Source organism: Paenarthrobacter sp. 4246 (assembly GCF_040546855.1).
GTDB lineage: Bacteria > Actinomycetota > Actinomycetes > Actinomycetales > Micrococcaceae > Arthrobacter.
The window spans coordinates 72,233-95,645 of record NZ_JBEPOP010000013.1; the positions used below are offsets into that span (position 1 = coordinate 72,233).

The following is a 23,413-nucleotide window of genomic DNA, read 5'->3' on the forward strand; positions in this document are numbered from 1 at the left end:
CTCTGAGGTTTGAGTGCGTTGGGTTTTTCCGGACTTTGGGGGCTAGCCCTTGACGGCGCCGGTGATGACGCCCTTGGCAAAGTGCTTCTGGAGGAACGGGTAGACCATCAGGATCGGGACCAATGCCACGACAACGACGGCCATTTGGATGGACTGCGGGGGCGGAGTGGTGGTGATGCCCAGTTGGTCCGCCGCGCCACTGCCTTGGACCACGAAGTTGCGGAGCAACAGCTGGATGGGCCATTTGCTGTGGTCGTTGATATAGAGCAGCGCGTTGAAGAACGAGTTCCAGAACCCGACGGCGTAGAACAGCCCGACGACGGCGATCACTGCTTTGGACAGTGGCATCACGATGCGCCACAGAATTTGCCAGTCGTTGGCGCCGTCGATCCTGGCACTTTCGATCAATTCGCCCGGGATGTTCATGAAGAACGATCGCATCACCACAAAGTTGAAGGCTCCAAAGATGCCCGGGAGGATCAGCGACCACAAAGAATCGAGCAGGCCGAGTTGACGGATCATCAGGAACGACGGGATCAGGCCAGGCGCAAACAGGAGCGTAAACAGGACAGCGAGAATCACGGGACGGCCAAAGAGCACTGTGCGGCTGGTGGCGTAGGCCATGGTGATGGTCACAAACAAGGCCAGAATGGTGCCCACTGCGGTGACCAGCATGCTGACCCCGAGCGATTGAAGCACCATGGGCCCCTTGAAGATGGTGGCGTAGGCCTCCAGCGTGGGACGCTCGGGCCAGAGTACGAAGCCGCCTGCCTTCACCAGTTGTTCGGTGTCAGCCAGGGACGTTGAGACCACCAGCAGGATGGGCGTAAGGATGGACAAGCTGAAGACGATCAGGACAATCGCTTTGATCGTTTGGTACAGGGCGGAAGGCTTCTCCTTCCACACCGGGCGCTTGGGGTTGTAGTTAAGCTCCCGGGGTTTCCTGGTAAAAAGTGTTGTTGCCATGGGGTTCTCCTTGTGCGGCAGGCGCGCGGGTCAGCGTGGCTGTCAGCGCACTTGTTTTGCGAAGATTCCGTCTTCGCCGAAGCGGTGGGCAAGTTTGTTGGCGCCGTAGATCAGCAGTGCGCTGACCACGCCCTTGGCGAGGCCGGCTGCAGCACCTGAGCTCCAGCCGCCTCCTACTACGCCGGTGTAGTAGGTGAAGGTGTCCAGCACTTCTGCGGCCCCGGCGCCCACAGCATCGCGCTGGAGGATGAACTGTTCAAAGCCGACTGAGAGGATGTCGCCGATGCGCAGGATCAGCAGGAGCACGATCACGGGCCTCAACCCGGGAAGGGTGATGTGCCACATCCGGCGCCAGCGCCCGGCACCATCAGCAGCAGCAGCTTCGTAGAGCGAAGCGTCGATGCTGGCGAGGGCTGCCAGGAAGATGATCATTGCCCAGCCGGCGTCTTTCCAGATCATCTGGACGACCACCATTACGGGGAAGGTTTCCGGGTTGGTCATGAAGGGAATGGGATCCATGCCCCAGTCCCTCAGCAGGTTGTTGACGAAACCAGCGCCGCCCAACATCTGCTGGAAGAACGCGATGACAAGCACCCAGGAAAGGAAGTGAGGCAGGTAGGCGATGCTCTGGAATATGCGACGGACCCGCGTGCTGATGAGTGAATCAACAATCAGCGCCAGCACCAGCGGCACAGGGAAAAGGAAGACCAACTGCCAGGCGGCCAGATACAGGGTGTTCCAGAACGCATGGATGAAATCCGGATTCCCGAACAGATCCACGAAGTTCTGCCAGCCAACCCACAAGCTGTCGCCGATGCCCAAGTACGGCTGGTAGTCCTGGAACGCGATGACGTTGCCCAGGATGGGGATGTAGAAGAAGAGCAGCAGGAAGGCCACACCCGGGACCATCATGAGCAGCATCTGCTTGTCGCGTCGCAGGCGGGACCGGAAGCTCTGCTGCGGGGGCTTGCTCCGTTTCCGCTTCTTTGTCCCGGCCCCAGGGGCGGTCCCCCGCGCCGGCGCCGCGACCCGGCGGGCTTCGGGCAATGCCGGAGCCTGTTCCGTCGTCGAGTTCATGGTGTCTCCTCAAGTGCCGAGCCGGGACCATCAATGTGATCCAAGCCACGCTCGTTAACCGTTTAACAAACCATAAGTGACCCGCATCTCTTTTTGCAAGATCATGATCGAAACTGAGTGCAGAAATCACATTGCGTCACTTCGGTTACCGGACCCCGCTAAAGTACAAGCAGTTGCTTTTCAGACAGAAGGTGGACATGGCAGATTGCTGCAGCCCAGGCGCCGGCGCACGGGAACACTCAACCCCGGGGCTGACGCTCCCCCTGCGTGCGGTGGGCGGACACCCGGCCAACGGCGTAGCCGGGACCATCCGGACGAACCAGACCAACGACGTCGACATCCCCGGCGGGACGTTCACCATGGGCGATCGCTTCAACGAGGGCTATGAAGGCGACGGCGAATCACCACTGCATGAAGTCGCCGTGTCACCATTCCGGATCAGCGCCACAACAGTGACCAACCAGGAGTTCGCGCAGTTTATCGACGCCACCGGCTACCGTACCGAGTCGGAAATCTTTGGAACATCAGCTGTGTTCCACCTCGCTGTCAAAGCCCAGCCGCATGACATTCTCAACCGGGTCAACAACGTCCCATGGTGGCTCAACGTCCGTGGAGCCGACTGGGCTCACCCGGCCGGACCCCACTCGAACTGGGAAAACGCCCCGGACCACCCGGTGACCCATGTGTCGCACAACGATGCCGTCGCGTACTGCGAATGGGCCGGCCGCAGACTACCGACGGAAGCCGAGTGGGAATACGCAGCCCGCGGCGGGATGCCAGGACGGCGCTACCCGTGGGGCAACGAGCTCCACAACAACACATCAGGCACAGCTGCGCACAATTGCAACATCTGGCAAGGCGATTTCCCGTCCCGCAACACCGAAGACGACGGCTACCTCACAACCGCACCCGCCAGGGCCTTCAGCCCCAACGGCTACGGGCTCTTCCAAACCAGCGGAAATGTGTGGGAATGGTGCAGCGACTGGTTCCTGCCCAAGTATTACAAAACCTGCCTCGCGCAGGGAACGGTTGAGGATCCGCAGGGGCCCACCATCGGCCGGGGCCGGGTGATGCGCGGTGGCTCGTACCTCTGCCACGACTCCTACTGCAACCGTTATCGCCTGGCTGCCCGGAGCTCGAACACTCCGGACTCAGCCAGCGGCAACTTGGGCTTCAGGACTGTGGCGCTCTAACTACGGGGGCCGCGTCCGTGCTTGGGTCCGTGGCCCTTGAGGCCCGCAGCCAACTCGCCGGATACCACCCTGGTGGCCGTGACAGTACCGCCGTCCTTCGTGCCACTGATGCGCACCTTGTCGCCGGCCTTAAGGTCGGCAGCCGTTGCGGACGGCAATGTGGGTTTGCCCCTGCCCTTCCGGAGCTCCGAGAGGTCCACGGGGACTTTGCTGATCCGCGTCTCCGCCGTGATCGAGTAACGCTGCGTGAAGCCGTCGTCGCTCTTCACGGTCACCTCTGAATCACTGGCCGCTTCGATGGTTCCGGTCTGTGTGACCACCGTACGGTACGTCCCGTCCTGCTGCTTCACCACGTGCTCGCCATGAATTGTTTGGCCACGGCCCTCAGTGGACTTGGCCTTCGCGGACACGGACGGGCCGGGCGACGGAGAAGCGCTCGACGGCGAGGGGCTGGCTTGGGTGCCCGCCCAGACAGCGGCGGCCCCGCCACCGGTCAGGGCGACGGCGATCCCGCCGGCAAGGAAGGCCTTTCGGAGGCCTGGTGAGAGTGTGGCCATGCATCCATTGTGCGCCCAAAAAGCAAAGTAGGCCGCAGTAAAACTGCGGCCTACTTTGATGGGAAAAACGGTTGTCAGCCCTCGACGCCGAGCTTCTCCAGGATGAGTTCACGGACTCGTCCAGCGTCGGCCTGGCCGCGGGTGGCCTTCATGACGCCGCCAACAATCGCGCCGATGGCCTGGACCTTGCCGCCTCGGATCTTCTCCGCGACATCCGGCTGTGCTGCCAGGGCTGCATCGATGGCTTCCAGGAGGGGACCGTCGTCAGACACAACCGCAAGGCCGCGCTTCTCCACGATCTCCGCCGGGGTTCCTTCGCCGGCGAGGACGCCGTCGAGGACCTGGGTGGCCATTTTGTTGTTGATCTTGCCGTCTTCCACCAGCTTGTTCAGCTCCACGATGACCTGCGGCGTGACACCGAGCTCGGAAGGATCGACGTCGGCAACCTTGGCGCGGCCAACGATCTCACCCATCCACCACTTGCGGGCGACATCTGCGGATGCACCGGCTGCGATGGTTTCCTCAATGGAGTCCATGACACCGGCGTTCACCACATCGCGGAATTCCAGATCCGAGTAACCCCAGGCTTCCTTGAGGCGCTTGCGACGCTCGGCCGGCGGTTCGGGAAGGGTGGCTCGGAGTTCCTCCACCCACTCACGGGAGGCGACGACGGGAACCAGGTCCGGCTCCGGGAAGTAGCGGTAATCGTCGGCGTCGGACTTAGGCCGGCCGGACGTCGTCGAACGCGTGTCCTCATGCCAGTGGCGCGTCTCCTGGATGACCGGCTCGCCGGAGTCCAGAACGGCAGCGTGGCGCTGGATTTCGTAGCGGACGGCATGTTCGACGGCGCGCAGCGAGTTCACGTTCTTGGTTTCCGACCGGATACCGAAGCGTTCCCGGCCGTGCGGGCGCAGCGAAACGTTGGCGTCGCAGCGGACGTTGCCGCGCTCCATCTTGGCATCGGAAACACCAAGGTTCTTCACGATCTCGCGAACAGCAGCGACATACGCCTTGGCCAGCTCGGGGGCACGGCTTCCGGCACCCTCGATCGGCTTTGTGACGATTTCCACCAGCGGTACACCCGAGCGGTTGTAGTCCACCAGAGAGTAGTCGGCACCCTGGATGCGGCCTGCAGCGCCACCCATGTGTGTCAGCTTGCCGGCGTCTTCCTCCATGTGGGCACGTTCGATTTCCACGCGGAAGACCGTGCCGTCCTCGAGCTCGATGTCGAGGTAACCGTCATAGGCGATCGGTTCGTCGTACTGCGAGGTCTGGAAGTTCTTGGGTGTGTCCGGGTAGAAGTAGTTCTTCCGGGCGAATCGGCATGACTCGGCGATCTTGCAGTTCAAGGCCAGACCGATCTTGATGGAGGACTCCACAGCCGTCTTGTTCACTACCGGCAGCACGCCGGGCATACCCAGGTCAACCTCGTTGACGTTGGTGTTCGGCTCGTCACCGAAGACGTTTGGTGCGGAGGAGAACATCTTGGTCTTGGTGTTGAGTTCCACGTGGACCTCGAACCCCAAGACGGGATCGTACTTCTCCGTAGCTTCTTCGAAGCTCAGGGTTGCGTCGACGGACATTAGTTGGAACCTCCGGCGGTGGTTGAAGCTGAACCAAGGACAGCATTTTTCAGATCCGGCGCCTGCGCAAGCATCGGACCGCCCCACTTCTCTTCGAGCATGGATTCGAGGACCGCACCAACGCGATACAGGCGGGCATCCTGGCGGGCAGGAGCCAGCAACTGGATGCCAACAGGCAGGCCGTCTTCGTCAGCCAGGCCACCCGGCAGTGACAACCCCGGAATGCCAGCGAGGTTGGCGGGGATGGTGGCGACGTCGTTCAGATACATCGCCAGAGGATCGTCCAGCTTCTCCCCCAGCTTGAACGCCGTGGTGGGCGCCGTGGGCGAGATGAGGACATCGGCCTTCGCAAAAGCTGCGTCGAAGTCACGCTGGATCAGCGTGCGGACCTTCTGAGCGGAGCCGTAGTAAGCGTCGTAGTAACCCGCGCTCAGTGCGTAGGTGCCCAGGATGATGCGGCGCTTCACTTCGTCGCCGAAGCCTGCGGCCCGGGTAGCACCCATGACGCGCTCGATGGTCATGGGACCGTCCTTGGGCAGGACGCGCATGCCGAAGCGGACGCCATCGAACTTGGCAAGGTTGCTGGACACCTCCGACGGCATGATCAGGTAGTAGGCACCCAAGGCGTATTTCAGGTTGGGGCACGACACCTCGACGATTTCGGCGCCGGCATCCTTCAGCAGCTGGAGGGACTCGTTGAACCGGTTCTCGACGCCGGCTTGGTAGCCCTCGCCGTGAAGTTCCTTGACGATGCCGATCTTCATGCCGGCAACGTTGCCCACCCGGGCGGCAGCAACAAGATCGTTGAACGGATCGGTCAGCGACGTGGAGTCAAAGGGATCGTGGCCGCCAATGACTTCCTGCAGCAGCGCCGAGTCCAGGACCGTACGGGAAACCGGGCCGATCTGGTCCAGAGATGACGCCATGGCAATGGCACCATAACGGGAAACAGCACCGTACGTCGGCTTCACGCCGACAGTTCCGGTGACGGCACCTGGTTGGCGGATCGAGCCACCAGTATCGGTGCCGAGCGCCAGCGGCGCCTCGAATGCGGCGACGGCGGCCGCGGAACCACCGCCCGAACCGCCGGGAATGCGGTCCAGGTCCCACGGGTTGCGGGTGGGGCCGTATGCCGAGTGCTCCGTGGAGGAACCCATGGCGAATTCATCCAGGTTGGTCTTGCCCAGGATGGGCATCTTGGCCGCGCGCAGCTTCTTCACCACGGTGGCGTCGTACGGGCTGTGCCAGCCCTCGAGGATCTTGGAACCAGCGGTCGTGGGCTGGCCGATCGTGACAATGAGGTCCTTGACCGCGATCGGAACCCCAGCGAGGGCATGCAGTTCCCCGGCAGCGGAACCACCGGCAGCGCGGGCAGCGTCAACCTCGGCTGCAACGGCCAAAGCCTCTTCGGTATTAACGTGCAGGAACGCGTTAACCTGACCGTCGACGTCCGCAATGCGGTCAAGATGCGCCTGCGTCACCTCGACGGCGGTCACCTCACGGGCGGCAAGCTTCTCAGCGAGATCGGCAGCGGAATGGTGGATGAGTTCGTTCTTCAGTTCAGTCATGTGATTAGCCCTCATCCAGGATTGCCGGGACCTTGAAACGGTTCTCGTAAGCATCCGGAGCGCCGGACAATGCCTGCTCAGCCGTGAACGTGTGGCCCACAACGTCCTCACGGAACACATTGGTCAACGGAATCGGGTGCGACGTCGCCGGGACATCATCCCCCGCAGCTTCGCTCACGCTCTTCACCGAATCCACAATGACAGCAAGCTCAACAGCCATCCTGTCCAGTTCTTCGGCACTCATTTCAATGTGAGCCAGACGCGCAAGATGCGCGACGTCGTCACGGTTGATCGCAGCCATGGATCTCCCCTGCAAAGTTCAAATGGTTTTCCGAACCAGTCTACTTGTCCGCGCGGGACCGTACCGACGCCGAATGCGTGAGCTGCAGCGGCTTTGGCGCCTTTCGGCGGCTTGCCGGGGACGGGGGCTGGGTGGGCTTGATTCGCAGGGCGGGGCGGGGCTTCATTTGTTGTGCGGACTGAAGCCGGTGCCCCTCTCGCAAAAGGACCCAGGCATCCGGAAGCGTGCGTCAAAGCGACGAAGGAGCAGCACGCGGAGGATGTCTGGGTCCGTTTGCGTCGGAGGGCGGCCGTTTCAGGCCGCCCTCCGGAGGATTGTTCGGGCCGGGTTGCGCCGGCGGCACACCCGGACTTGGGTGCTTCGGCGGGTTAGCCGATGCCGATGGCTCCGGTCAGGACACCAACAGCGAGCATCACCAGAGAGATCACTGCCGTGCGCCAGAGGACCTTCTTGTGGTGGTCGCCCAAGTCCACCTTCGCCAGGGAGACCAGCAGGAGGATGGCCGGAACCAGGGGGCTCTGGAGGTGGAAGGGCTGGCCGGTGATGGAGGCACGTGCCATGTCCACTGCATCCACTCCGTAGTGGGCTGCAGTTTCGCTGAGCACCGGAAGGACGCCGAAGTAGAAGGCGTCGTTGCTCATGAAGAACGTCATCGGGATGCTCAGGATGCCGGTGATGATTGCCATGAATGGACCCATGTCGGCGGGGATGATCTGGACGAGCCACTCGGACATGGCCTTGACCATGCCGGTGCCGTTGAGGACGCCTGTGAGGACTGCGGCGGCCATGACCATGCTGACGACGGCGACGATGGACGGTGCATGGGCAATCAGCTGGGCGCCTTGGTCTTTGACCTTGGGGAAGTTGACCAGCAGGGCGATCGCGGATCCCACCATGAACACGAAGGGCAACGGCACGATGTTGGCCACCAGGACCACCATGACGGCGACGGTCAGGCCCAGGTTGAACCAGAACAGCTTGGGACGCAGGGTGGAGCGGTTTGGGTCCAGCGCGGTGTCCGCCATGGCGGTGTCGTGATCGTCCACCAAGGTGGCAGGGTCTTCGAGAACCGCGACGCCGGCACCTCCGCCGGTTCCCGGCTTACCTGCGGTTACAACGTTGCGACCAAAGCCGAAGCGTGAAGCCGGGCCCGAACCTGCGGCGACAGAACCGCCGCCGCCGGTGCCGCCGTCGAACGCCTCAGAAGGATCGGCGACGTCGCCCCAGATTTCGGGGGCAGTGGCGCGGAGGCGGTTGCGTTCCTGCAGACCGAGCAGCCAAGCGAAGACCAGGACAACGATGAGACCAACGATGAGGGACGGGACCATGGGGACGAAGACGTCGTTGACATCAAGGTTCAGGGCGGTCGCAGCACGGGCGGTGGGCCCGCCCCACGGCAGGATGTTCATGGTGCCGTTGGCGAGGCCCGCAACGCAGGTAAGAACCACGGGGCTCATCTTGAGTCGCAGGTACACCGGGAGCATGGCTGCAGTGGTGAGGATGAAGGTGGTGGAGCCGTCGCCATCCAGGGAGACTGCTGCGGCGAGGATCGCGGTGCCGAGCACAACCTTGGCGGGGTCGTTGCCCAGCTTGCGCAGGATGAACTTCACCAGGGGGTCGAACAGTCCGACGTCGATCATGAGTCCGAAGTAGATGATGGCGAACATGAGGAGCGCGGCCGTGGATGTCATGGACTTCATCGAGTCCATCACCATGTCTCCGATGCCGAGACCCGCCCCGGCGAAGAGGCCGAAGACGGTGGGGACGATGATCAGCGCCAGTACTGGCGTCAACTTTTTGGTCATGATCAGGACCATGAATACCGCAATCATTGCGAATCCAAGCAAAACCAGCACGGCCGGCTCCTTACTACTGTGAATGGCGCCACGTCGGTGTGATGCGCACTACAGACGATAGGGTGGCGCCGATCACGGTGAGGGGTTTCCGGGAATTGTTGGGAATACTGCTCGTTGCGAACGTTTTGCGCGTTGTGCTCAGTGATTCAATGGATCATGCGGTTTTCCACCCAGACCCTCCTCCTCCAGCTGGGGGTTGTCCTGCTGGTGGTCCTGCTCAGCGGAACGGTCCACGCCTGGCTGGTGTACGAACGGATCGGCACCGAAGCCGAGAACCAAGCGCTCACCCTTGCCAGGACGGTCGCGGCGGATCCCAGTATCAGGTCCGGAGTGGAAGTCATCAGCAAAGAAGAAGGAACACCGCCCTCCGAAGTGCTCGCCATCGGACCCCTGCAAGAAGCTGCCGAGGCGGTACGGGCGCGCACCGGCGCCTTGTTCGTGGTCATCACGGATGAGACCGGCCTCAGGCTGGCCCACCCGGAGACCGCACGGCTGGGTGAACGCGTCAGCACGGACCCCTCAGTGGCATTGGGCGGTGCGGAAATCACTACCCGCAACACTGGAACGTTGGGACCATCGGCCGGCGCCAAGGTGCCGGTGTACTCGCCGGACACGTCCGGCGTAATCGTTGGTGAAGTCAGCGTGGGTTACTCCGTAGAGTCTCTCAGCAACAGCCTGGCCCGCGACATCGTACCCATTGCCCTCACCGCTGGCGGAGCGCTGCTTGCGGGCGTCCTGGCGTCCTTCCTGCTCCGGCGCAGGTTGCAACGGCTCACCCTCGGCTTGGAGCCGGAAGAAATCAGCACCCTCGTCCATGACCAAGTAGCAGTACTCCAAGGCGTGGACGACGGCGTGATCGGCATCGCGGCGGACGGGCGCATCTCCGTGTTCAACGCCGCTGCCGCCAGGCTCCTGGACATGCCCGATGCCACTGGGCAGGACTGGGCGTCCGCCGCCGTTCCCGAGCAACTCAAGCAGCTCACTCAGCCCGCAGCACGTGACGCGGAGGCCGTGGAAATTGTTGCCGGTGGGCGCGTTCTGGTGGTGAGTGCGCGCAAGGCCTGGCACCGCAAGGAGGACCTGGGTTGGGTGGTCATGCTGCGTGACCGTACGGAATTGCAGCAACTCACCCGCCAACTCGACGCCGTGGGAACCATGTCCACGGCCCTCCGCGCCCAGCGGCACGAGTTCGCCAACCAACTCCACACGATCGCCGGTTTCATGAGCATCGGCCAGTACGACTCGGCCAAGGAATACTTGGCCCGGATCTCCGCAACGGGCCCGTTGAAGTTCCCGGTGGAGCAGGCAGAACTCCTGCAGGACGCGTACCTGCAGGCGTTCGTTGGGGCCAAGGGCGTGGAGGCTTCGGAGCGCGGCGTGGCCCTCCGCGTCGGGCCCGAAACACTGGTCCGTGGGCACGTGGCCGATCCCCAGGACGTGACCACAGTGCTCGGCAACCTGATCGACAACGCGGTGAGCGCCGCCGTCGCCGGCTCCGCCGCGAACCGCTGGGTGGAGGTTGAACTGCTTGACGACGCCACCACCACGGGCGGCACTTTGCATATCGTGGTGGGAGACTCAGGCGACGGCTTGGGGACCCTTGAACCCGAAGAGGTCTTCGCAGAAGGATTTACGACGTCGGAACAACCGGTACGCTCGGGGGCTGGACAAGGTTTGGGGTTGGCGTTGGTGCGGCAGCTGGCGCGAAGGCGCGGCGGCGACGTCCGGGTTTTGGAGCCCGGCAGCCATGGCGGTCCGGGGGCGGTGTTCATGGCAACCATCCCCGGCGTCATGGATGCCGCAGAGCATGCGGGCACCGGGGCCGACTCGATGGTGAGGAAGGACAGCAGTGGCTGAGGATTTGAGGGTCTTAATCGTTGACGACGATTTCCACGTGGCAAGGCTCCATGCCGCCTATGTGGATTCCGTGGCCGGCTTCATGGCCTTGGCGCCGGCTGGATCCGTGTCCCAAGCGCTGCAGGCGATCCATAGCCTCCGCCCGGACCTGGTGCTGCTGGACGTGTACCTCCCGGATGGCTCCGGACTGGACCTGCTGGGCCAGCTGGACGTCGACGCCGTGATGCTCACCGCGGCTTCGGACGCGCAGTCCATCAAGGTTGCCCTGCGCCGCGGCGCGCTGGGGTACATGCTCAAGCCCTTTACCGCCGAGTCCCTGTCCCAACAACTCCGGTCCTACGCCAGGTACCGCAGGATTTTGGGCCAGCAGACCGCCGTGGACCAGACCACCATTGAACGCGCCAAGCGCTCCCTGATTCCCGGTGACGTCACCCCGGCCGCAAAACCACGCTCGGCAACCGAGGCGGCCGTCCTGGAATCGTTGCTTCCCGGCGAGCAGTATTCTGCTGCCGAGGTGGCAGAACGGGTCGGCGTTTCCCGGGCAACGGCGCAACGGTACCTGTCCTCGCTCGCGGACGATGGCGCCGTCGAAATCCAGCTGCGCTATGGAACCACAGGCCGGCCGGAACACCGTTACGGCGTCCCCGGCTGACCGAACCAGCTAACAGATCAGGCCGTTGTGAAACGCGCTGAAACGACCTGATCTGCGGCTTGGTTGGCTGTAGCTAGGCGGACTTCTGCGCCACGAGTTCGATCTCCACCAGCATTTCCGGGTCAAGGAATGGCAAGACGTGAACCAGGGCAAGCGTGGGACGGATCTCGCCGAACACCTCACCGTGAGCGCGGCCGGCGTCTTCCCATTTGCTGATGTCCGTCAGGTACAGCTTGGACTGCACCACGTCCTCGTAGGAGAAGCCCGCATCTTCAAGGACGGCACCGAGTTTCTCGAGAATGTACTTGGTCTGCGAGTAGAAGTCATCGCCCACGATCCCGTCAGGCCCGGAGGCAGCCGTGGCTGAAATGAAGAGGGTGTTGTCCACCTGGACTGCGCGGGAGTATCCAAGGGTCTGCTCCCAGACCGAGCCCGTGCCGAATGTCTTGCGCATGCCGCGCCTTCCTGTCGCTTTCGCACGGTCCGGTGACCGGCGTTTACGAAGGAAACTTTATGACTGCGGAAGGTCCAGCCGGTAAACGAACAACTTTATGTCGGTACCGGGGACAAACCAGTCACGGTGTGGTGCGCGGTCGAAGCCAGTCCGTGCGTAGAGGGCGTTTGCGCTTTCCCACGTCGCACCGGTGGTGAGCGACACGGCCTTGATGCCGTCCATGGCCTTGGCCTGATCGACGACGGCCTGCACCAGGGCGCGGCCGGCACCGGAGCGCTGCACAGCCGGATCCACCACGAGGGTCCGCAGTTCCAGCTCATCCTCCAGGCCGATGTCTGAGAAGCCGCCCCCGGCAGGAGCCGCAGTCACCGAACCGATCACCTCGCCGTTGCGCTCTGCCACAAGGATGTCGGCGTGCTCTGCGCGGCCTGCCACATCCTGGAGCTTCTGCAGGTACGGGTGGTCGGCGTCGCCGTAGTACCCCGCGGTGACGTAGGACTCCTGCGTAATGCGGGCAACGGCGTCGTAGTCTTCGGGCAGGGCGGGACGGACGGTAATCGGCGAAAGCACCTACCAATGGTAGTCGGGTTCCCATGGCCAACAGCGCCAAAAGGGCCTTTCGTGATGGAACTATCAGTCACGTTGGGAACGCACGACGCCGGATGGCTGCCTCGCGCTGTTCGCCTGCGGAGCAAGCGGGCTGGGTTCTGTGTTGCCTCGCATGGCGTCGGATGGAGCCGCGTTGCGTGCCGTGAACCCCGGTTTCGTGCTGTTGCGTGGACATGTCGAAAGGCTGGCGGAGGGCTTTGGACCCGTGCTTGAGTTGCCACACACCGGCCCTCAAACCGTCCTGACCCGAGGAGAAACCATGACCCCGCCAGACCGCCAATTGCACCTCAACGCGTTCCTGATGAGCACAGGCCACCACGAAGCATCATGGCGTTTGCCCGAAAGCGACCCCCTTGCCTCTACCAAGGTGGAGCACTACCAGCACCTGGCCCGCACGGCCGAACGTGGAAAGCTCGATTCCATCTTTTTCGCTGACTCCCCCGTCCTCTTTGGCGAGGTGGGCCGCCGTCCTGCGGGCAAGCTGGAACCAACCGTGCTGCTGACGGCCATCGCTGCAGCCACGCAGAGGATCGGCTTGATCGCGACCGCCTCCACCACCTACAACGACCCCTTCAACCTGGCGCGCCGTTTCGCTTCGGTGGACTGGGTCAGTGGTGGACGTGCAGGCTGGAACGTCGTCACGACGGCGGGACCGGACGCCGCGCGCAACTTCGGCGTGGATGACCAGCCGGCCCACGCCGTCCGGTACGAGCGGGCCGCTGAGTTCATTGAGGTGGCACAGAAACTTTGGGACAGCTGGGAAGACGACGCCATCCTCGCGGACAAGGCCGATGGCACCTGGGGCGATGACAACAAGATCCGTGTCATCGAGCATGAGGGGAAACACTTCCGCGTTCGTGGCCCGCTCAATGTTCCCCGTTCACCGCAGGGCCACCCGCTGATCGTGCAGGCCGGCTCTTCCGAAGACGGCAAGAAGCTGGCAGCGCAGTACGCCGAAGCCGTCTTCACCGCCCATCAGACCCTGGCCGACGCCCAAGCCTTCTACTCGGACCTGAAGTCACGCACCGCAGCTGTGGGCCGCGACCCGGAAGGCATCAAGATCCTGCCGGGGATCGTTCCCGTCATCGGTTCCACTGAGGCCGAAGCCCTGAAACTTGAGCGTGAACTGGACGAGCTCATCAAGCCCGAATACGCCCGTGAGCAGCTGGCCAAGACGTTGCGCCTGAAGCCTGAGGACCTCCCCCTGGACCGTCAACTTCCTGCCGATCTGCCCTCCGAGGACGACATTGAGGGTGCCAAGAGCCGCTACACGCTGATCGTGGAGCTGGCCCGCCGGGAGCAGCTCACAGTTCGCCAGCTGATCGGCCGGCTGGGTGGAGGACGCGGGCATCGCACCTTCTCCGGAACACCTGAACAGGTTGCCGATGCCATCCAGGACTGGTTCTTTGCCGGCGCCGCGGATGGATTCAACATCATGCCGCCGGTCCTCCCCTCCGGTTTGGAGATCTTTGTAGACCAGGTGGTGCCGATCCTCCAGCAACGAGGCCTGTTCCGCACGGAGTACACGGCCTCCACATTGCGTGGGCACTACGGACTGTCCCGGCCGGAGAACCGTTACGCAGGCGCCTCCGCGCAGCAGCTCACGTCCATCGGATCGGCGTTCTGAGCCTGGTCCAACGCATGACCTCCGGCGAATGTCCCCCTTCAGCGCTTGGACGGGTTGGTGGCTACAAAGGGAACTTGCCGGACAGTTCCAAGGCGCCGGCGCACATCCAGGCCGCTAAGCGGTCTTCGGTGCTCGGCCCACCGTTCAAAGGACTCTCCAACCGTGGTCTGCGCACCCAGCATCCCGCCTCTTCGGCGATCAGTGCACCGGCGGAGAAATCGTGCTCGTTCAGGCCACGTTCGCCGTAGGCGTCAAAGGTACCGTCGGCCACCAAGCAAAGATCCAAGGCCGCAGAGCCCAGGCGCCGGACGTCAGCAAAACCGTCCATGAGCTCAGCAAGACCGGCCGATTGGTCTGCGCGGGTAGCGGGATCGTAGCTGAATCCCGTAGCCAGGATGAGTCCCCTTCGTCCCTGGACAGGACCTGCCAAGCGGGTGGTCTCTCCACCGACCTCCAGCCAGGCTCCTTGTCCACGGGCGGCCGAGTAGACGCGACCCAAGGCAGGCGCGTGGACCACCCCGGCCAGCCACACGCCGTCGGAATCGGCTACGGCCACGGAGGTGGCGTAGTAGGCGATGTTACGGATGAAGTTGGTGGTCCCGTCCAGGGGGTCGATGGACCAGCGGTATCCGGAAGGCGTGTCCGGCCTAGTGGTGCCATGTTCCTCGCCAGTGATGGTGTCGTGGGGCCGCTCTGCAAGGATGGCTTCGCGGACGGCATTCTCAGCCGCGACGTCAAAGGCCGTGACCCAGTCGCCGTCCTCACCCTTGTTGGTGGTTTCGAGTCCATCGCCGCCAGTGCCACTGACGGACCGCTGCGCGAGCACAGCAGCACCCGCCGCAGCGCCACGTTTGGCTACCGCCAGGAGGCCGTTCACATCCGTCATTCGGAGACTGCTTCCGCGGCGTCAACGTCAGGTGCGGCTTCGGTGTCCACTCCGGTGGTCGCGGGTCCATTGTCCAGCAGTTCCCGGAACCCGTCCTCGTCCAGCACGGGAACACCCAGCTGCTCCGCCTTGTCCAGCTTGGTGCCGGCGCTTTCGCCGGCCACCAGGTAGCTGGTCTTCTTGGAAACGGAACCAGAGGCCTTCCCGCCACGGATGATGATGGCTTCCTTGGCTTCGTCCCGGCTGAAGTTGGGCAAAGTACCGGTGACAACGATAGTGAGGCCTTCAAGGGTTCTCGGCACGGATGTGTCCCGTTCGTCCTCCATCCGCACACCGGCAGCTGCCCAGCTGTCCACGATCTCGTTGTGCCAGTCCACGGCGAACCATTCCTGGAGTGCCTCTGCAATGGTGGGACCCACACCGTCCACATGGGCCATTTGCTCCTCCGTGGCGTTCCGGATGGCGTCCATGCTGCCGAAGGCGGTAGCCAGAGCCCGCGAAGCGGTGGGGCCCACATGCCTGATGGAGAGCGCTACCAAAACACGCCAGAGCGGCTGCTTCTTGGCTTTCTCCAACTCCACAAACAGTTTCTCGGTGGTGGCCGTTGGCTTGGAGGGCGACTTGGCTGTGCCCTTGGTATAGAAGTACGGAACCAGCTCATACTCGCCCGTGCCCACGCCCTTGGAGCGCTTCTCCCGGCGGATCAGGACATCGGCCAGGTCCTCGCGGGTCAGGCTGAACAGTCCAGCTTCGCTGGTCAGGGGCGGCGTCTCGGGTTCCGCCGGCTGTGTGAGGGCAATGGCAGCTTCCCACCCCAGAGCCTCAATATCGAACGCGCCACGGCCCGCGAGGTGGAACACGCGCTCTCGCAGTTGCGACGGGCACGACTTCGCATTGGGGCAACGGATGTCAACGTCGCTTTCCTTGGCCGGAGCCAGTGGAGTGCCGCAGGACGGGCATTCGGTGGGCATCACGAACTCCCGGACCGGCGGATCCTGCTTGTCGCGCAGGGCCAGCACAGGGCCCACAATTTCGGGGATGACATCGCCGGCTTTTCGAAGGATCACGATGTCGCCGATCATGACACCCTTGGCCTTGACCACGTCCTGGTTGTGCAGCGTCGCCATGCCAACCGTGGAGCCGGCCACCTTCACAGGTTCCATCAACCCGAACGGAGTCACCCGGCCGGTACGGCCTACGTTGACGGCAATGTCCAGGAGCTTGGTGTGGACTTCTTCGGGCGGGTATTTGTACGCAGCAGCCCACCTCGGAACCCGGGAGGTGTAGCCGAGGGCCCGTTGGGTGGCGAAGTCGTCGATCTTGACCACAATGCCGTCGATCTCATGTGCGAGGTCGTGCCGGTGCTCGCCGTAGTGCCCAATGAACTCAAGGACCTCGTCAAACGAGTCCAGAACCTTGAGGTACGGACTGGTGGGCAGCCCCCAGGCCTCAAGAAGCTTGTACGTTTCGGACTGGCTCTTGGCTTCCAATCCTTCGCGGGCGCCGATGCCGTGGACATACATGCTCAGGGGCCGCTTGGCGGTTTCCGCGGGATCCTTTTGTCGCAGCGAACCAGCGGCTGCGTTGCGCGGGTTGGCGAGCGGTGCTTTGCCGGCGGCCACGAGGGTCTCGTTGAATTCGACGAAGGCCTTGGAGGGGATAAATACCTCACCCCGGATTTCGACCTCAGAGGGATACCCGGATCCGGTGAGTTCGCGTGGGATTTCCTTGATGGTCAGGACGTTGTGGGTGATGTCTTCACCGGTTGTGCCATCGCCGCGCGTGGCCGCACGGACGAGCTTGCCGTCGCGGTAGAGGAGGTTCACGGCGAGGCCGTCGATCTTCAACTCTGTCAGCCAGGCAATGGGCGGAACGGAGTCTCCGAGTTTGGCCACTGAAGCTTCTGCCTTCCGCACCCAGGCCTCAAGCTCGTCCAGGGAGAAAACGTCGTCCAGGCTGTACATCCGTTGCAGGTGCTCCACGGCAGCGAATGCCGAGGAGACCTCGCCGCCCACTTCCTGCGTGGGGGAATCGTTCGAGACAAGCTCCGGGTGGAGGGCTTCCATCTCCTCCAGGCGCCGGTACAGTTCATCAAACTCGGCGTCGGATACCGTGGGTGAGTCTTCCTGGTAATAGGCATACCGGTATTTGCGGACGAGATCGGCCAGTTGCTCGTACTCATCGCGCAAAGACTCCGAAGGTGGGGTCCCCTCTGCTTCCACGACGGCTGCAGCCGCCTGTTCACCTGTGGTTTCTACCGGATTCGCAGTTTCTGGTGTGCTCACACGTCTATCTTGCCGCAAGCCAACGACATTTTTGCGGCGCGGCTAGTGCGAAGAGAGCCGGTTCTTGCTCCACAGCGCGAATGCCAGGCCGCCCAGGCCCACCAGGAGAACGGCACCCAGGATGCCGACGAGGCCCAGTACGTTGGGGCCGGAGATGGACGTGCTGGCCATGGCGGCGGCTTGCGTCTCCTTGCCCTTGTCCACGGGGGTGTTCCAGTTGGACGACTTGGAAGGGCTGGGGCTGGCTGAGCTGGGAGTCGCAGAAGGCGAGGCCGACGGCGTTGCTGACGCCACGGTCGCCTCGGGGGTGGGCATACGTTCGGACGGGCCCGACGCCGGACTGGTCACCCGGGGTGCCACGGTAACGAACTGCGTGACTTCCGGCTGTGGCGCCTGGACAGGCGGTTCGGGAGCAGCTGGTGCAGGTGCCGGAGCTTTCTGTGTCTCGCGGACACGAGTCGGTTCCGGCTTGGGCGTGGGCTTCTTGTCCGCTTCCGGGACCAGCACAGGCTGTGTCGGAGACGGGTCGTCGGCTCCCTCGGTGGGTGCGCAGGATAGCTTCCCGTCGCAGGGAGCAGCGTGGACGGCGGCAGCGGGCGCCATCAGCAGACCAGCGGTAAGAAGAACGGCAGGGACAACGGAGTGTCGCATGAAAGTAACCTCAGCCGGGGCGTTGGGGCGCCGCCGGTTTTCAAGAAGTTCGGGTGTTTTGTGAAATCCTCCTACATCCCCCGCGCTGCGGCAAATCCTAGCTTCGGTTCTCCGGGGGCATGGCGATCTGCAGTTTGCGCACCTTGCCACGTCCAACAATGTATCCACGGCCGGGAATGAAGTCGGTGCTGATCCTGCCCAGGGAGGTGTTGAGGAGGCTGTCGCCTTCCACGTCTCCCGGGTTGAGCAACAGTCCACGGCGCCCGGACTTGAACGGCTGCGCCAAGGACCAGGCCTGGGACCAGGTGGACGTTTCAGACTCGCCCACCACCCATTGATCGGCTTTGATGGCCGCCGTGACGAGGCGGCCGACCCCCGACTCTGCCAGGGTGTCCGTGAACTCGGTCAGGCCCTCGATGAAAATGGCCATGCTGCCCGGGTTGTCCGTGGCTTTGTCGATCAGGTCATCCACGACATCGGAAACCTCGTCCGGACCCACCAGCGAACGGCTCCAGATGTTCAGCGACGCAACAGCGGAACGGCGCGAGCCGATGTAGATCAGGTCTGTCCGCGGGTTGGAGCGGCGCAAGGCGTACGCCAGGGTCACAAGCGCCACCGTACGTCCGGCGCCCGGGGGGCCCGCGAGGAGGAGCGAGCCCTTGGCGGCGATGGCCGCCGAACCCAATGTCTCGTCGTCGACACCAATAACGGGGTTGTCCGGAGCGCCGGTGGGCAGGATGTCCAGGTCCACCAGCTCCGGGAGGCGCTGGATTTGCGGTGCCTGCTCGAGTCCTTGACGGACCATGGCCTGGCTGAGCTTGGCCACTTCGCGCGCTTGCAATGCCAGGTTCGGGTTGCCACCCAGGACGGCCAGCTGGACTTCGAGTCCATCCAGCAAACCGCGCCCGGGAGGGGATGCGGCGTTGAGGACATCTTTGGGGACGTCCAGGGTCATGTAGTCGTCTTCGGAGCTGAGGCGCAGGACCAACCGCTTCTGGATGGAAGCAAGGAGCGACGCCGGAACAGAGTTGGTGCGGTCACCGCTGACTACCAGGTGGATGCCCAGGGGACGTCCGTCGGTGGCCAGCGTCAGGAAGATGTCCCAGAGCGCGGACAGCTTGCTGTACTCGTATCCTTCCCGGAAGGAGGACATGCCATCGACCAGGATGAAAATGCGCTTCTCGTCCGGCCTGTTGGCCAACTGCCGGTATTCCACGATCGTGGAGGCCCTGACTTCGGCAAACCGGGCGGCGCGGTCGTCGGCTACTTCCTTGAGCCAGCGGAGCAGGCGGCCAACGCGTTCGACATCGTCCCCATTGATGATTTCGCCAACGTGCGGGAGTCCGTCCAGCATCTTCAGGCCGGAAGAACCGCAGTCGATGCCGTAAACATGCACCGGGCCACCCCGGGGTGTGACGGCGGCAGCGATGGCGATGCTGCGCAACGCGGCCGACTTTCCGGATCCGCCTGTGCCGTAGACGGCCATGTTGCCGTCCTTGTCCGGTTCGTAGAACACGGTGGGCTGGTCCTGGTGGGCGGGATCGTCCGCGACGCCCAACAGGAGCCGCTCATCCGTCCGCGGATTCGGGAGCTTGGAGAAGTCGTAGGTGGTGGCAAGCTCGTTGAGCCACGGTTTCCGGGGAGGCTCGATCGAGAGGACGTCCGCGGCGCGGATGATGTTTTCCGTCATCCGGGCGATGTCGTTCGGCCCCGCGGGTTCTTCCTCTACCTGGGCCACCAACGGCGGTTCCCAGGTGGGCCCGGATCCGAAGGCCATCTCCACGATGTCGATCCGCGGACGCTGTGGTTTCTCGGTTGTCCAGCCACCGGCATACCCGGTCTGGAAGCCCTGGATCCGCCCGGGGCCGGTCTTCGCGGCGCCACGGCCCGGAATGGAGGGATCGAAATAGGCGGCAGTGGGAACACCAAGAATGTCCACGGCATCCACTTCATCGGCCATGCGCAATGCCACGCGGAGGTTGGTGTTGGCACGCAGGTTGTCCTTGATGACGCCGGCGGGCCGTTGGGTGGCAAGGATCAGGTGCAGCCCCAGGGAACGGCCACGGGCAGCAACGTCCACCACGCCGTCCACGAACTCGGGAACTTCCGTAGCCAGTGCCGCAAATTCGTCCACGATGATGATCAGGTACGGTGGGGCCTCGGGATCGGCTTCGCGTTGCAACGCCAGCAGGTCCTTGGCTTTCTTGCGGTTCAGGAGCCGTTCACGGTAGTGCAGTTCGGCGCGCAGGGAGGTCAGTGCACGGCGGACCAGGTGCGGGGACAAGTCCGTCACCAGGCCCACCGTGTGGGGCAGGTGGAGGCAGTCCGCGAATGCTGCGCCGCCCTTGTAGTCCACGAACAGGAAGCTGACACGGTCCGGGCTGTAGGCCGCGGCCATGCCCATCACCCAGGACTGGAGGAATTCGGACTTGCCGGCACCGGTGGTTCCGCCTACCAGTGCGTGGGGACCTTCGTTCTTCAGGTCGAGGTAGAACGGTTCCACGCCCTTGGAGCCAACCAAAGCCCGGAGGCTGCCGTTGTCCTTGCGGTTGGGCACAGCCGTGGCGTGGACAGAGTTGTTCTCCTGCCAGCGTTCAGCCACGGCCTGCGGGTTGTCCATCAGTTCCTTGCCGATCAACGTGGCGTAGGAAACGGCGCGCGGGAGGTCGGAGTCGTCGTCGAGCGGGTTTCCGACGTCCACCAGCGGCGACATCATGCGGGCCAGTTGCGTGGCAAGGTCCGCGTCGAGGCTTTCGCAGCTCACGGGATAGGTGTGCCGGCCCAGGCGGACCTGGCCTGTGGTGGTGCCGTGATCGCCGTCGACGGAGAGGAAGTCGCGGCACGCTGCAGGGAGGGACTGCACGTTGGCCGCTACCCACATGATGTGCACGCCGTGGTCAGGGCCGCGCTCCACCAGGCGCGTGAGGCGTCCGCGGTCCACGGGAGCATCGTCTTCCACGATCACCAGGACAGCGGGCACAACGGGGGCGGGGATTTCTTCGTGCTCGTTCTTGAGCCCAGGGCGATGCTGCGGTCCTGGTTCCTTGGCCATGGACTCGCGCTCTTCCACGAGGCTTTCCAAGCGGGACAGCAAGGCAGCACCGGCGCCAGGGCCTGCGGCGAGGTGGTCACCGGACAGCGGGCTGTGGCCTGAACCGACATGCGGAAGCCATTGCAGCCAGTCCCAACGTTCACGGGAGCGGGCCGAGGTCAGCGAGGTCAGGACCACTTCTGCAGGCGAGTGGAGTCCTACCAGTTGGAGCACCATCCCGCGGGCAACATCGTCCACCACGGTGCGGTCCCCCGCCACGCCGAACGATCCGGAGGTCCGCAGTTGGGAAACAATGGGGACGCCCTCGATCACCCGGACCTGCTGAAGGCATTCCTGAATTTCCCGCATGTACTGCGGTTCGGTTTCGTTGGCGCTTGGCTCGTCAAAGGGGATGCGCGACGGCGCGGAGCCCAGCCCGAAACGGACGCCCAGGAAGTGCTGGTGCTCGGGACGGTTGGTCCACAGCAAGGGGCCAAGTTTGTAGATCGCGTCCACGGTATCGCTGACGGACGGCGCTTCCTGGAGCCTGACGGCGCGCTCAATGTTCTGCTGCCGGTCGATGTCCTCGCGGAAAGCCAGCATGGCGGACTTGAACTGCTTGTGGCCTTCCTTGGCCTGGCGCTTGCTCTGCATCTTGTGGTCTACGTAGTGCCCCACGATGAACAGCGGCATCATGGCCATGAAGAGAACGGAGAGCAGGTTCTGGGTGACGGCAAAAAGCACGCCGCCCATCAGCAGCGGCGCCACCAGCATGATGTAGGGGAACGGCTGGTGCTCGGGGCGCTTGGGACCCGCCGGCGGCACGCGTTTGGGTGACTCGAACCTCGGCAGGACCCGCGGTGACCGGTTGAAGTCCACCAACGGCGACGACGGGCCACCACTGTGGTTCCTGGACAATGCCACCACTCCTACAGTGGTATCGCCCAAAGTGACCGTGTCCGAGGATTGCAGTGTTGCCCGCGTGACGGGCAACCCGTCCATGAGCAGTCCGTTGGCAGAGTTCGTATCCACGATCTCCACGGTTTCGCCTACTGTGACGCGGGCGTGGCGCTTGGACGTCAGAGGGTCGGAGAGCCTGATGTCGGCGTCCCTGTCCCGGCCGATGTAGCTGGTGCCGAAAGGCAGCGAAAATTCGCGCCCGACGTCGGGCCCTGACATGACGCGCAACGTCGCTGCTGCCGGTCCCCTGTTGGTGCCGTTGGAGTGGCCGTTCGAGGCAAACTGTTCGCTGACCTGCGCGAGCGACACCTTGGAACCGGGGCGCAACCCGGACTCCAGCAAGTTGTCGGTGGGGCGGAGCACGTGTCCGGACAGGCCACCGCCAACAAACGCTTCGTCCACGCTGATGGACAGGTTCGACGGCGGTTCGGTCCCCTTGCGTACGGGGTCGGCAGCCCAGAGTTCCGTAGCAATGTCAGCAACGGTGGCGCGACCATCCACCGTCACGGCGAGGTCCTTTGCTTCCGCAGGATCGCGCCGCAAGGTCAGGCGAAACTTCATCCTTCGTCGACTCCAGTCATTTTTTCAAGGAGGTGCAAATCTGCCGGCGTCACCAGATGCGAGGTTACTGCGTGCTCCACCAGGCGGGCGCGGCGGTTGGTGGCAAGTTTCCCTGCACCACCGCGCAAACCAACCACGCCAACGCGGTCGAGTTTGTCGCACACGTTGTCCAGCTTGCGGTTGAACCGTGTCAGGGCCCAACCCAGCCGCTTCGCAGCCTCCGCTGAGGAGGGAATGGCGCTGAAGCCAGTGCCTTCGCGGCGCAGCATAGGCTCAGCCAAGGCAACGATCAGGGCCTTCTGAGAGTCCGTGAAGACCACGGGGCCAATGGTGGTGTCCCCCGCTTGGTCCTCTTCGCGGGCCTCATGCCGGAACGAAGGCGTCTTCAAGTGGACGGCGAATTCATACGTTGTGGGCCCGGCCGTGAAGATCACGTTGGTGTGGCTGAAGACCAACGGGATCCTGGCACCCGGCGCAAGCCAGGCCTGCATGCCGCCGGAACCATCCGCGATGGTGGCAGACAACATGCTGCCCACGTTGCTGAGCCACCACATGCCGTCGTAGCGGGCGATCTGCAGGAAGCGTCGGTGCAGATACGGGTTGTCGTCGACCTCCAGGTCACCTTCGCGACCAATGTCAAAGACGTCTTCGTCGGATGGTTCGTACCATTCCCCACAGAAATCTATTGCTAGATCCCCCATGATCTGTGCCTCCTCAGTCGGCGGTAAGTAAGTGTCAT

General features: G+C 63.6%; 18 protein-coding genes. 4 read left to right on the forward strand and 14 right to left on the reverse strand.

What is annotated here, in order from left to right; translation table 11 throughout:
• Window positions 1-42: 42 nt before the first annotated feature.
• Both ABIE35_RS20160 and ABIE35_RS20165 read right to left on the reverse strand, forming a co-directional pair.
• The gene (locus ABIE35_RS20160) at window positions 43-966 is read right to left on the reverse strand and encodes a carbohydrate ABC transporter permease (protein WP_354517658.1); all 924 of its coding nucleotides are present in this window, start codon (window positions 964-966) and stop codon (window positions 43-45) included.
• A gap of 42 nt (window positions 967-1,008) precedes the next feature.
• On the reverse strand, window positions 1,009-2,043 hold the full coding sequence (locus ABIE35_RS20165; RefSeq protein ID WP_354517660.1) for an ABC transporter permease: 1,035 nt from the start codon (window positions 2,041-2,043) through the stop codon (window positions 1,009-1,011).
• Window positions 2,044-2,240: 197 nt separating this feature from the next.
• Here ABIE35_RS20165 and ABIE35_RS20170 point away from each other — a divergent pair, with 197 nt between their 5' ends.
• The gene (locus ABIE35_RS20170; protein ID WP_354517662.1) at window positions 2,241-3,236 is read left to right on the forward strand and encodes a formylglycine-generating enzyme family protein; all 996 of its coding nucleotides are present in this window, start codon (window positions 2,241-2,243) and stop codon (window positions 3,234-3,236) included.
• On the opposite strand, the gene ABIE35_RS20175 is transcribed toward ABIE35_RS20170, so the two are convergent.
• From ABIE35_RS20175 to ABIE35_RS20195, 5 genes are all read right to left on the reverse strand, one after another.
• On the reverse strand, window positions 3,233-3,793 hold the full coding sequence (locus tag ABIE35_RS20175) for a DUF5666 domain-containing protein (RefSeq protein WP_354517664.1): 561 nt from the start codon (window positions 3,791-3,793) through the stop codon (window positions 3,233-3,235). The genes ABIE35_RS20170 and ABIE35_RS20175 overlap by 4 nt on opposite strands.
• 74 nt (window positions 3,794-3,867) lie before the next feature.
• Complete coding sequence (gene gatB / locus ABIE35_RS20180; protein ID WP_354517665.1) at window positions 3,868-5,376, reverse strand: Asp-tRNA(Asn)/Glu-tRNA(Gln) amidotransferase subunit GatB; 1,509 nt, start codon at window positions 5,374-5,376, stop codon at window positions 3,868-3,870.
• Complete coding sequence (gatA, locus tag ABIE35_RS20185) at window positions 5,376-6,944, reverse strand: Asp-tRNA(Asn)/Glu-tRNA(Gln) amidotransferase subunit GatA (RefSeq protein WP_354517667.1); 1,569 nt, start codon at window positions 6,942-6,944, stop codon at window positions 5,376-5,378. The genes gatB and gatA overlap by 1 nt, the downstream gene beginning before the upstream one ends.
• A gap of 4 nt (window positions 6,945-6,948) precedes the next feature.
• Window positions 6,949-7,245 carry an Asp-tRNA(Asn)/Glu-tRNA(Gln) amidotransferase subunit GatC gene (gatC, locus tag ABIE35_RS20190; RefSeq protein ID WP_089594284.1) on the reverse strand — a complete coding sequence of 99 codons (297 nt, stop codon included), beginning with the start codon at window positions 7,243-7,245 and terminating at the stop codon, window positions 6,949-6,951.
• Window positions 7,246-7,613: 368 nt separating this feature from the next.
• Complete coding sequence (locus ABIE35_RS20195; protein ID WP_354517669.1) at window positions 7,614-9,101, reverse strand: CitMHS family transporter; 1,488 nt, start codon at window positions 9,099-9,101, stop codon at window positions 7,614-7,616.
• Window positions 9,102-9,257: 156 nt separating this feature from the next.
• Between ABIE35_RS20195 and ABIE35_RS20200 the strand changes: the two genes are divergently transcribed.
• Both ABIE35_RS20200 and ABIE35_RS20205 read left to right on the forward strand, forming a co-directional pair.
• Window positions 9,258-10,958 carry a sensor histidine kinase gene (locus tag ABIE35_RS20200; protein WP_354517671.1) on the forward strand — a complete coding sequence of 567 codons (1,701 nt, stop codon included), beginning with the start codon at window positions 9,258-9,260 and terminating at the stop codon, window positions 10,956-10,958.
• Window positions 10,951-11,610 carry a response regulator gene (locus ABIE35_RS20205; RefSeq protein ID WP_354517673.1) on the forward strand — a complete coding sequence of 220 codons (660 nt, stop codon included), beginning with the start codon at window positions 10,951-10,953 and terminating at the stop codon, window positions 11,608-11,610. The genes ABIE35_RS20200 and ABIE35_RS20205 overlap by 8 nt, the downstream gene beginning before the upstream one ends.
• Window positions 11,611-11,683: 73 nt before the next feature.
• Here ABIE35_RS20205 and ABIE35_RS20210 read toward each other — a convergent pair whose 3' ends face one another.
• Complete coding sequence (locus tag ABIE35_RS20210; RefSeq protein ID WP_144652068.1) at window positions 11,684-12,064, reverse strand: RidA family protein; 381 nt, start codon at window positions 12,062-12,064, stop codon at window positions 11,684-11,686.
• 57 nt (window positions 12,065-12,121) lie between these two features.
• Window positions 12,122-12,634 carry a GNAT family N-acetyltransferase gene (locus tag ABIE35_RS20215; protein ID WP_354517674.1) on the reverse strand — a complete coding sequence of 171 codons (513 nt, stop codon included), beginning with the start codon at window positions 12,632-12,634 and terminating at the stop codon, window positions 12,122-12,124.
• A gap of 298 nt (window positions 12,635-12,932) precedes the next feature.
• Between ABIE35_RS20215 and ABIE35_RS20220 the strand changes: the two genes are divergently transcribed.
• Window positions 12,933-14,300, forward strand: a complete 1,368-nt coding sequence (locus ABIE35_RS20220) for an LLM class flavin-dependent oxidoreductase (protein ID WP_354517676.1) — start codon at window positions 12,933-12,935, stop codon at window positions 14,298-14,300.
• Window positions 14,301-14,361: 61 nt separating this feature from the next.
• On the opposite strand, the gene ABIE35_RS20225 is transcribed toward ABIE35_RS20220, so the two are convergent.
• The 5 genes from ABIE35_RS20225 to ABIE35_RS20245 form a co-directional block, all read right to left on the reverse strand.
• Window positions 14,362-15,186 (reverse strand): inositol monophosphatase family protein, encoded by an 825-nt coding sequence (locus tag ABIE35_RS20225; RefSeq protein WP_354517678.1) that lies wholly within the window; start codon window positions 15,184-15,186, stop codon window positions 14,362-14,364.
• Window positions 15,183-17,471: an NAD-dependent DNA ligase LigA gene (gene ligA / locus ABIE35_RS20230; protein ID WP_354517679.1), complete on the reverse strand. Its 2,289-nt coding sequence runs from the start codon at window positions 17,469-17,471 to the stop codon at window positions 15,183-15,185. The genes ABIE35_RS20225 and ligA overlap by 4 nt, the downstream gene beginning before the upstream one ends.
• Before the next feature lie 42 nt (window positions 17,472-17,513).
• On the reverse strand, window positions 17,514-18,122 hold the full coding sequence (locus tag ABIE35_RS20235) for a hypothetical protein (RefSeq protein ID WP_354517681.1): 609 nt from the start codon (window positions 18,120-18,122) through the stop codon (window positions 17,514-17,516).
• Between the two features lie 97 nt (window positions 18,123-18,219).
• Window positions 18,220-22,674 carry a type VII secretion EssC family protein gene (locus ABIE35_RS20240; protein ID WP_354517683.1) on the reverse strand — a complete coding sequence of 1,485 codons (4,455 nt, stop codon included), beginning with the start codon at window positions 22,672-22,674 and terminating at the stop codon, window positions 18,220-18,222.
• Window positions 22,671-23,375 carry a hypothetical protein gene (locus tag ABIE35_RS20245; protein WP_026541428.1) on the reverse strand — a complete coding sequence of 235 codons (705 nt, stop codon included), beginning with the start codon at window positions 23,373-23,375 and terminating at the stop codon, window positions 22,671-22,673. Before ABIE35_RS20245 ends, ABIE35_RS20240 begins: the two co-directional genes overlap by 4 nt.
• Window positions 23,376-23,413 lie beyond the last annotated feature (38 nt).

Excerpts from the sequence above, each read along its gene's own strand:
- ABIE35_RS20210 (WP_144652068.1), bottom strand. The coding sequence starts at position 12,064 with ATGCGCAAGACATTCGGCACGGGCTCGGTCTGGGAGCAGACCCTTGGA.
- ABIE35_RS20245 (WP_026541428.1), bottom strand. The coding sequence starts at position 23,375 with ATGGGGGATCTAGCAATAGATTTCTGTGGGGAATGGTACGAACCATCC.
- ABIE35_RS20225 (WP_354517678.1), bottom strand. The coding sequence starts at position 15,186 with ATGACGGATGTGAACGGCCTCCTGGCGGTAGCCAAACGTGGCGCTGCG.
- ABIE35_RS20165 (WP_354517660.1), bottom strand. The coding sequence starts at position 2,043 with ATGAACTCGACGACGGAACAGGCTCCGGCATTGCCCGAAGCCCGCCGG.
- ABIE35_RS20200 (WP_354517671.1), top strand. The coding sequence starts at position 9,258 with ATGCGGTTTTCCACCCAGACCCTCCTCCTCCAGCTGGGGGTTGTCCTG.
- ABIE35_RS20220 (WP_354517676.1), top strand. The coding sequence starts at position 12,933 with ATGACCCCGCCAGACCGCCAATTGCACCTCAACGCGTTCCTGATGAGC.
- ABIE35_RS20235 (WP_354517681.1), bottom strand. The coding sequence starts at position 18,122 with ATGCGACACTCCGTTGTCCCTGCCGTTCTTCTTACCGCTGGTCTGCTG.
- gatC (WP_089594284.1), bottom strand. The coding sequence starts at position 7,245 with ATGGCTGCGATCAACCGTGACGACGTCGCGCATCTTGCGCGTCTGGCT.
- ABIE35_RS20175 (WP_354517664.1), bottom strand. The coding sequence starts at position 3,793 with ATGGCCACACTCTCACCAGGCCTCCGAAAGGCCTTCCTTGCCGGCGGG.
- gatB (WP_354517665.1), bottom strand. The coding sequence starts at position 5,376 with ATGTCCGTCGACGCAACCCTGAGCTTCGAAGAAGCTACGGAGAAGTAC.
- ABIE35_RS20170 (WP_354517662.1), top strand. The coding sequence starts at position 2,241 with ATGGCAGATTGCTGCAGCCCAGGCGCCGGCGCACGGGAACACTCAACC.
- ABIE35_RS20240 (WP_354517683.1), bottom strand. The coding sequence starts at position 22,674 with ATGAAGTTTCGCCTGACCTTGCGGCGCGATCCTGCGGAAGCAAAGGAC.
- ABIE35_RS20160 (WP_354517658.1), bottom strand. The coding sequence starts at position 966 with ATGGCAACAACACTTTTTACCAGGAAACCCCGGGAGCTTAACTACAAC.
- gatA (WP_354517667.1), bottom strand. The coding sequence starts at position 6,944 with ATGACTGAACTGAAGAACGAACTCATCCACCATTCCGCTGCCGATCTC.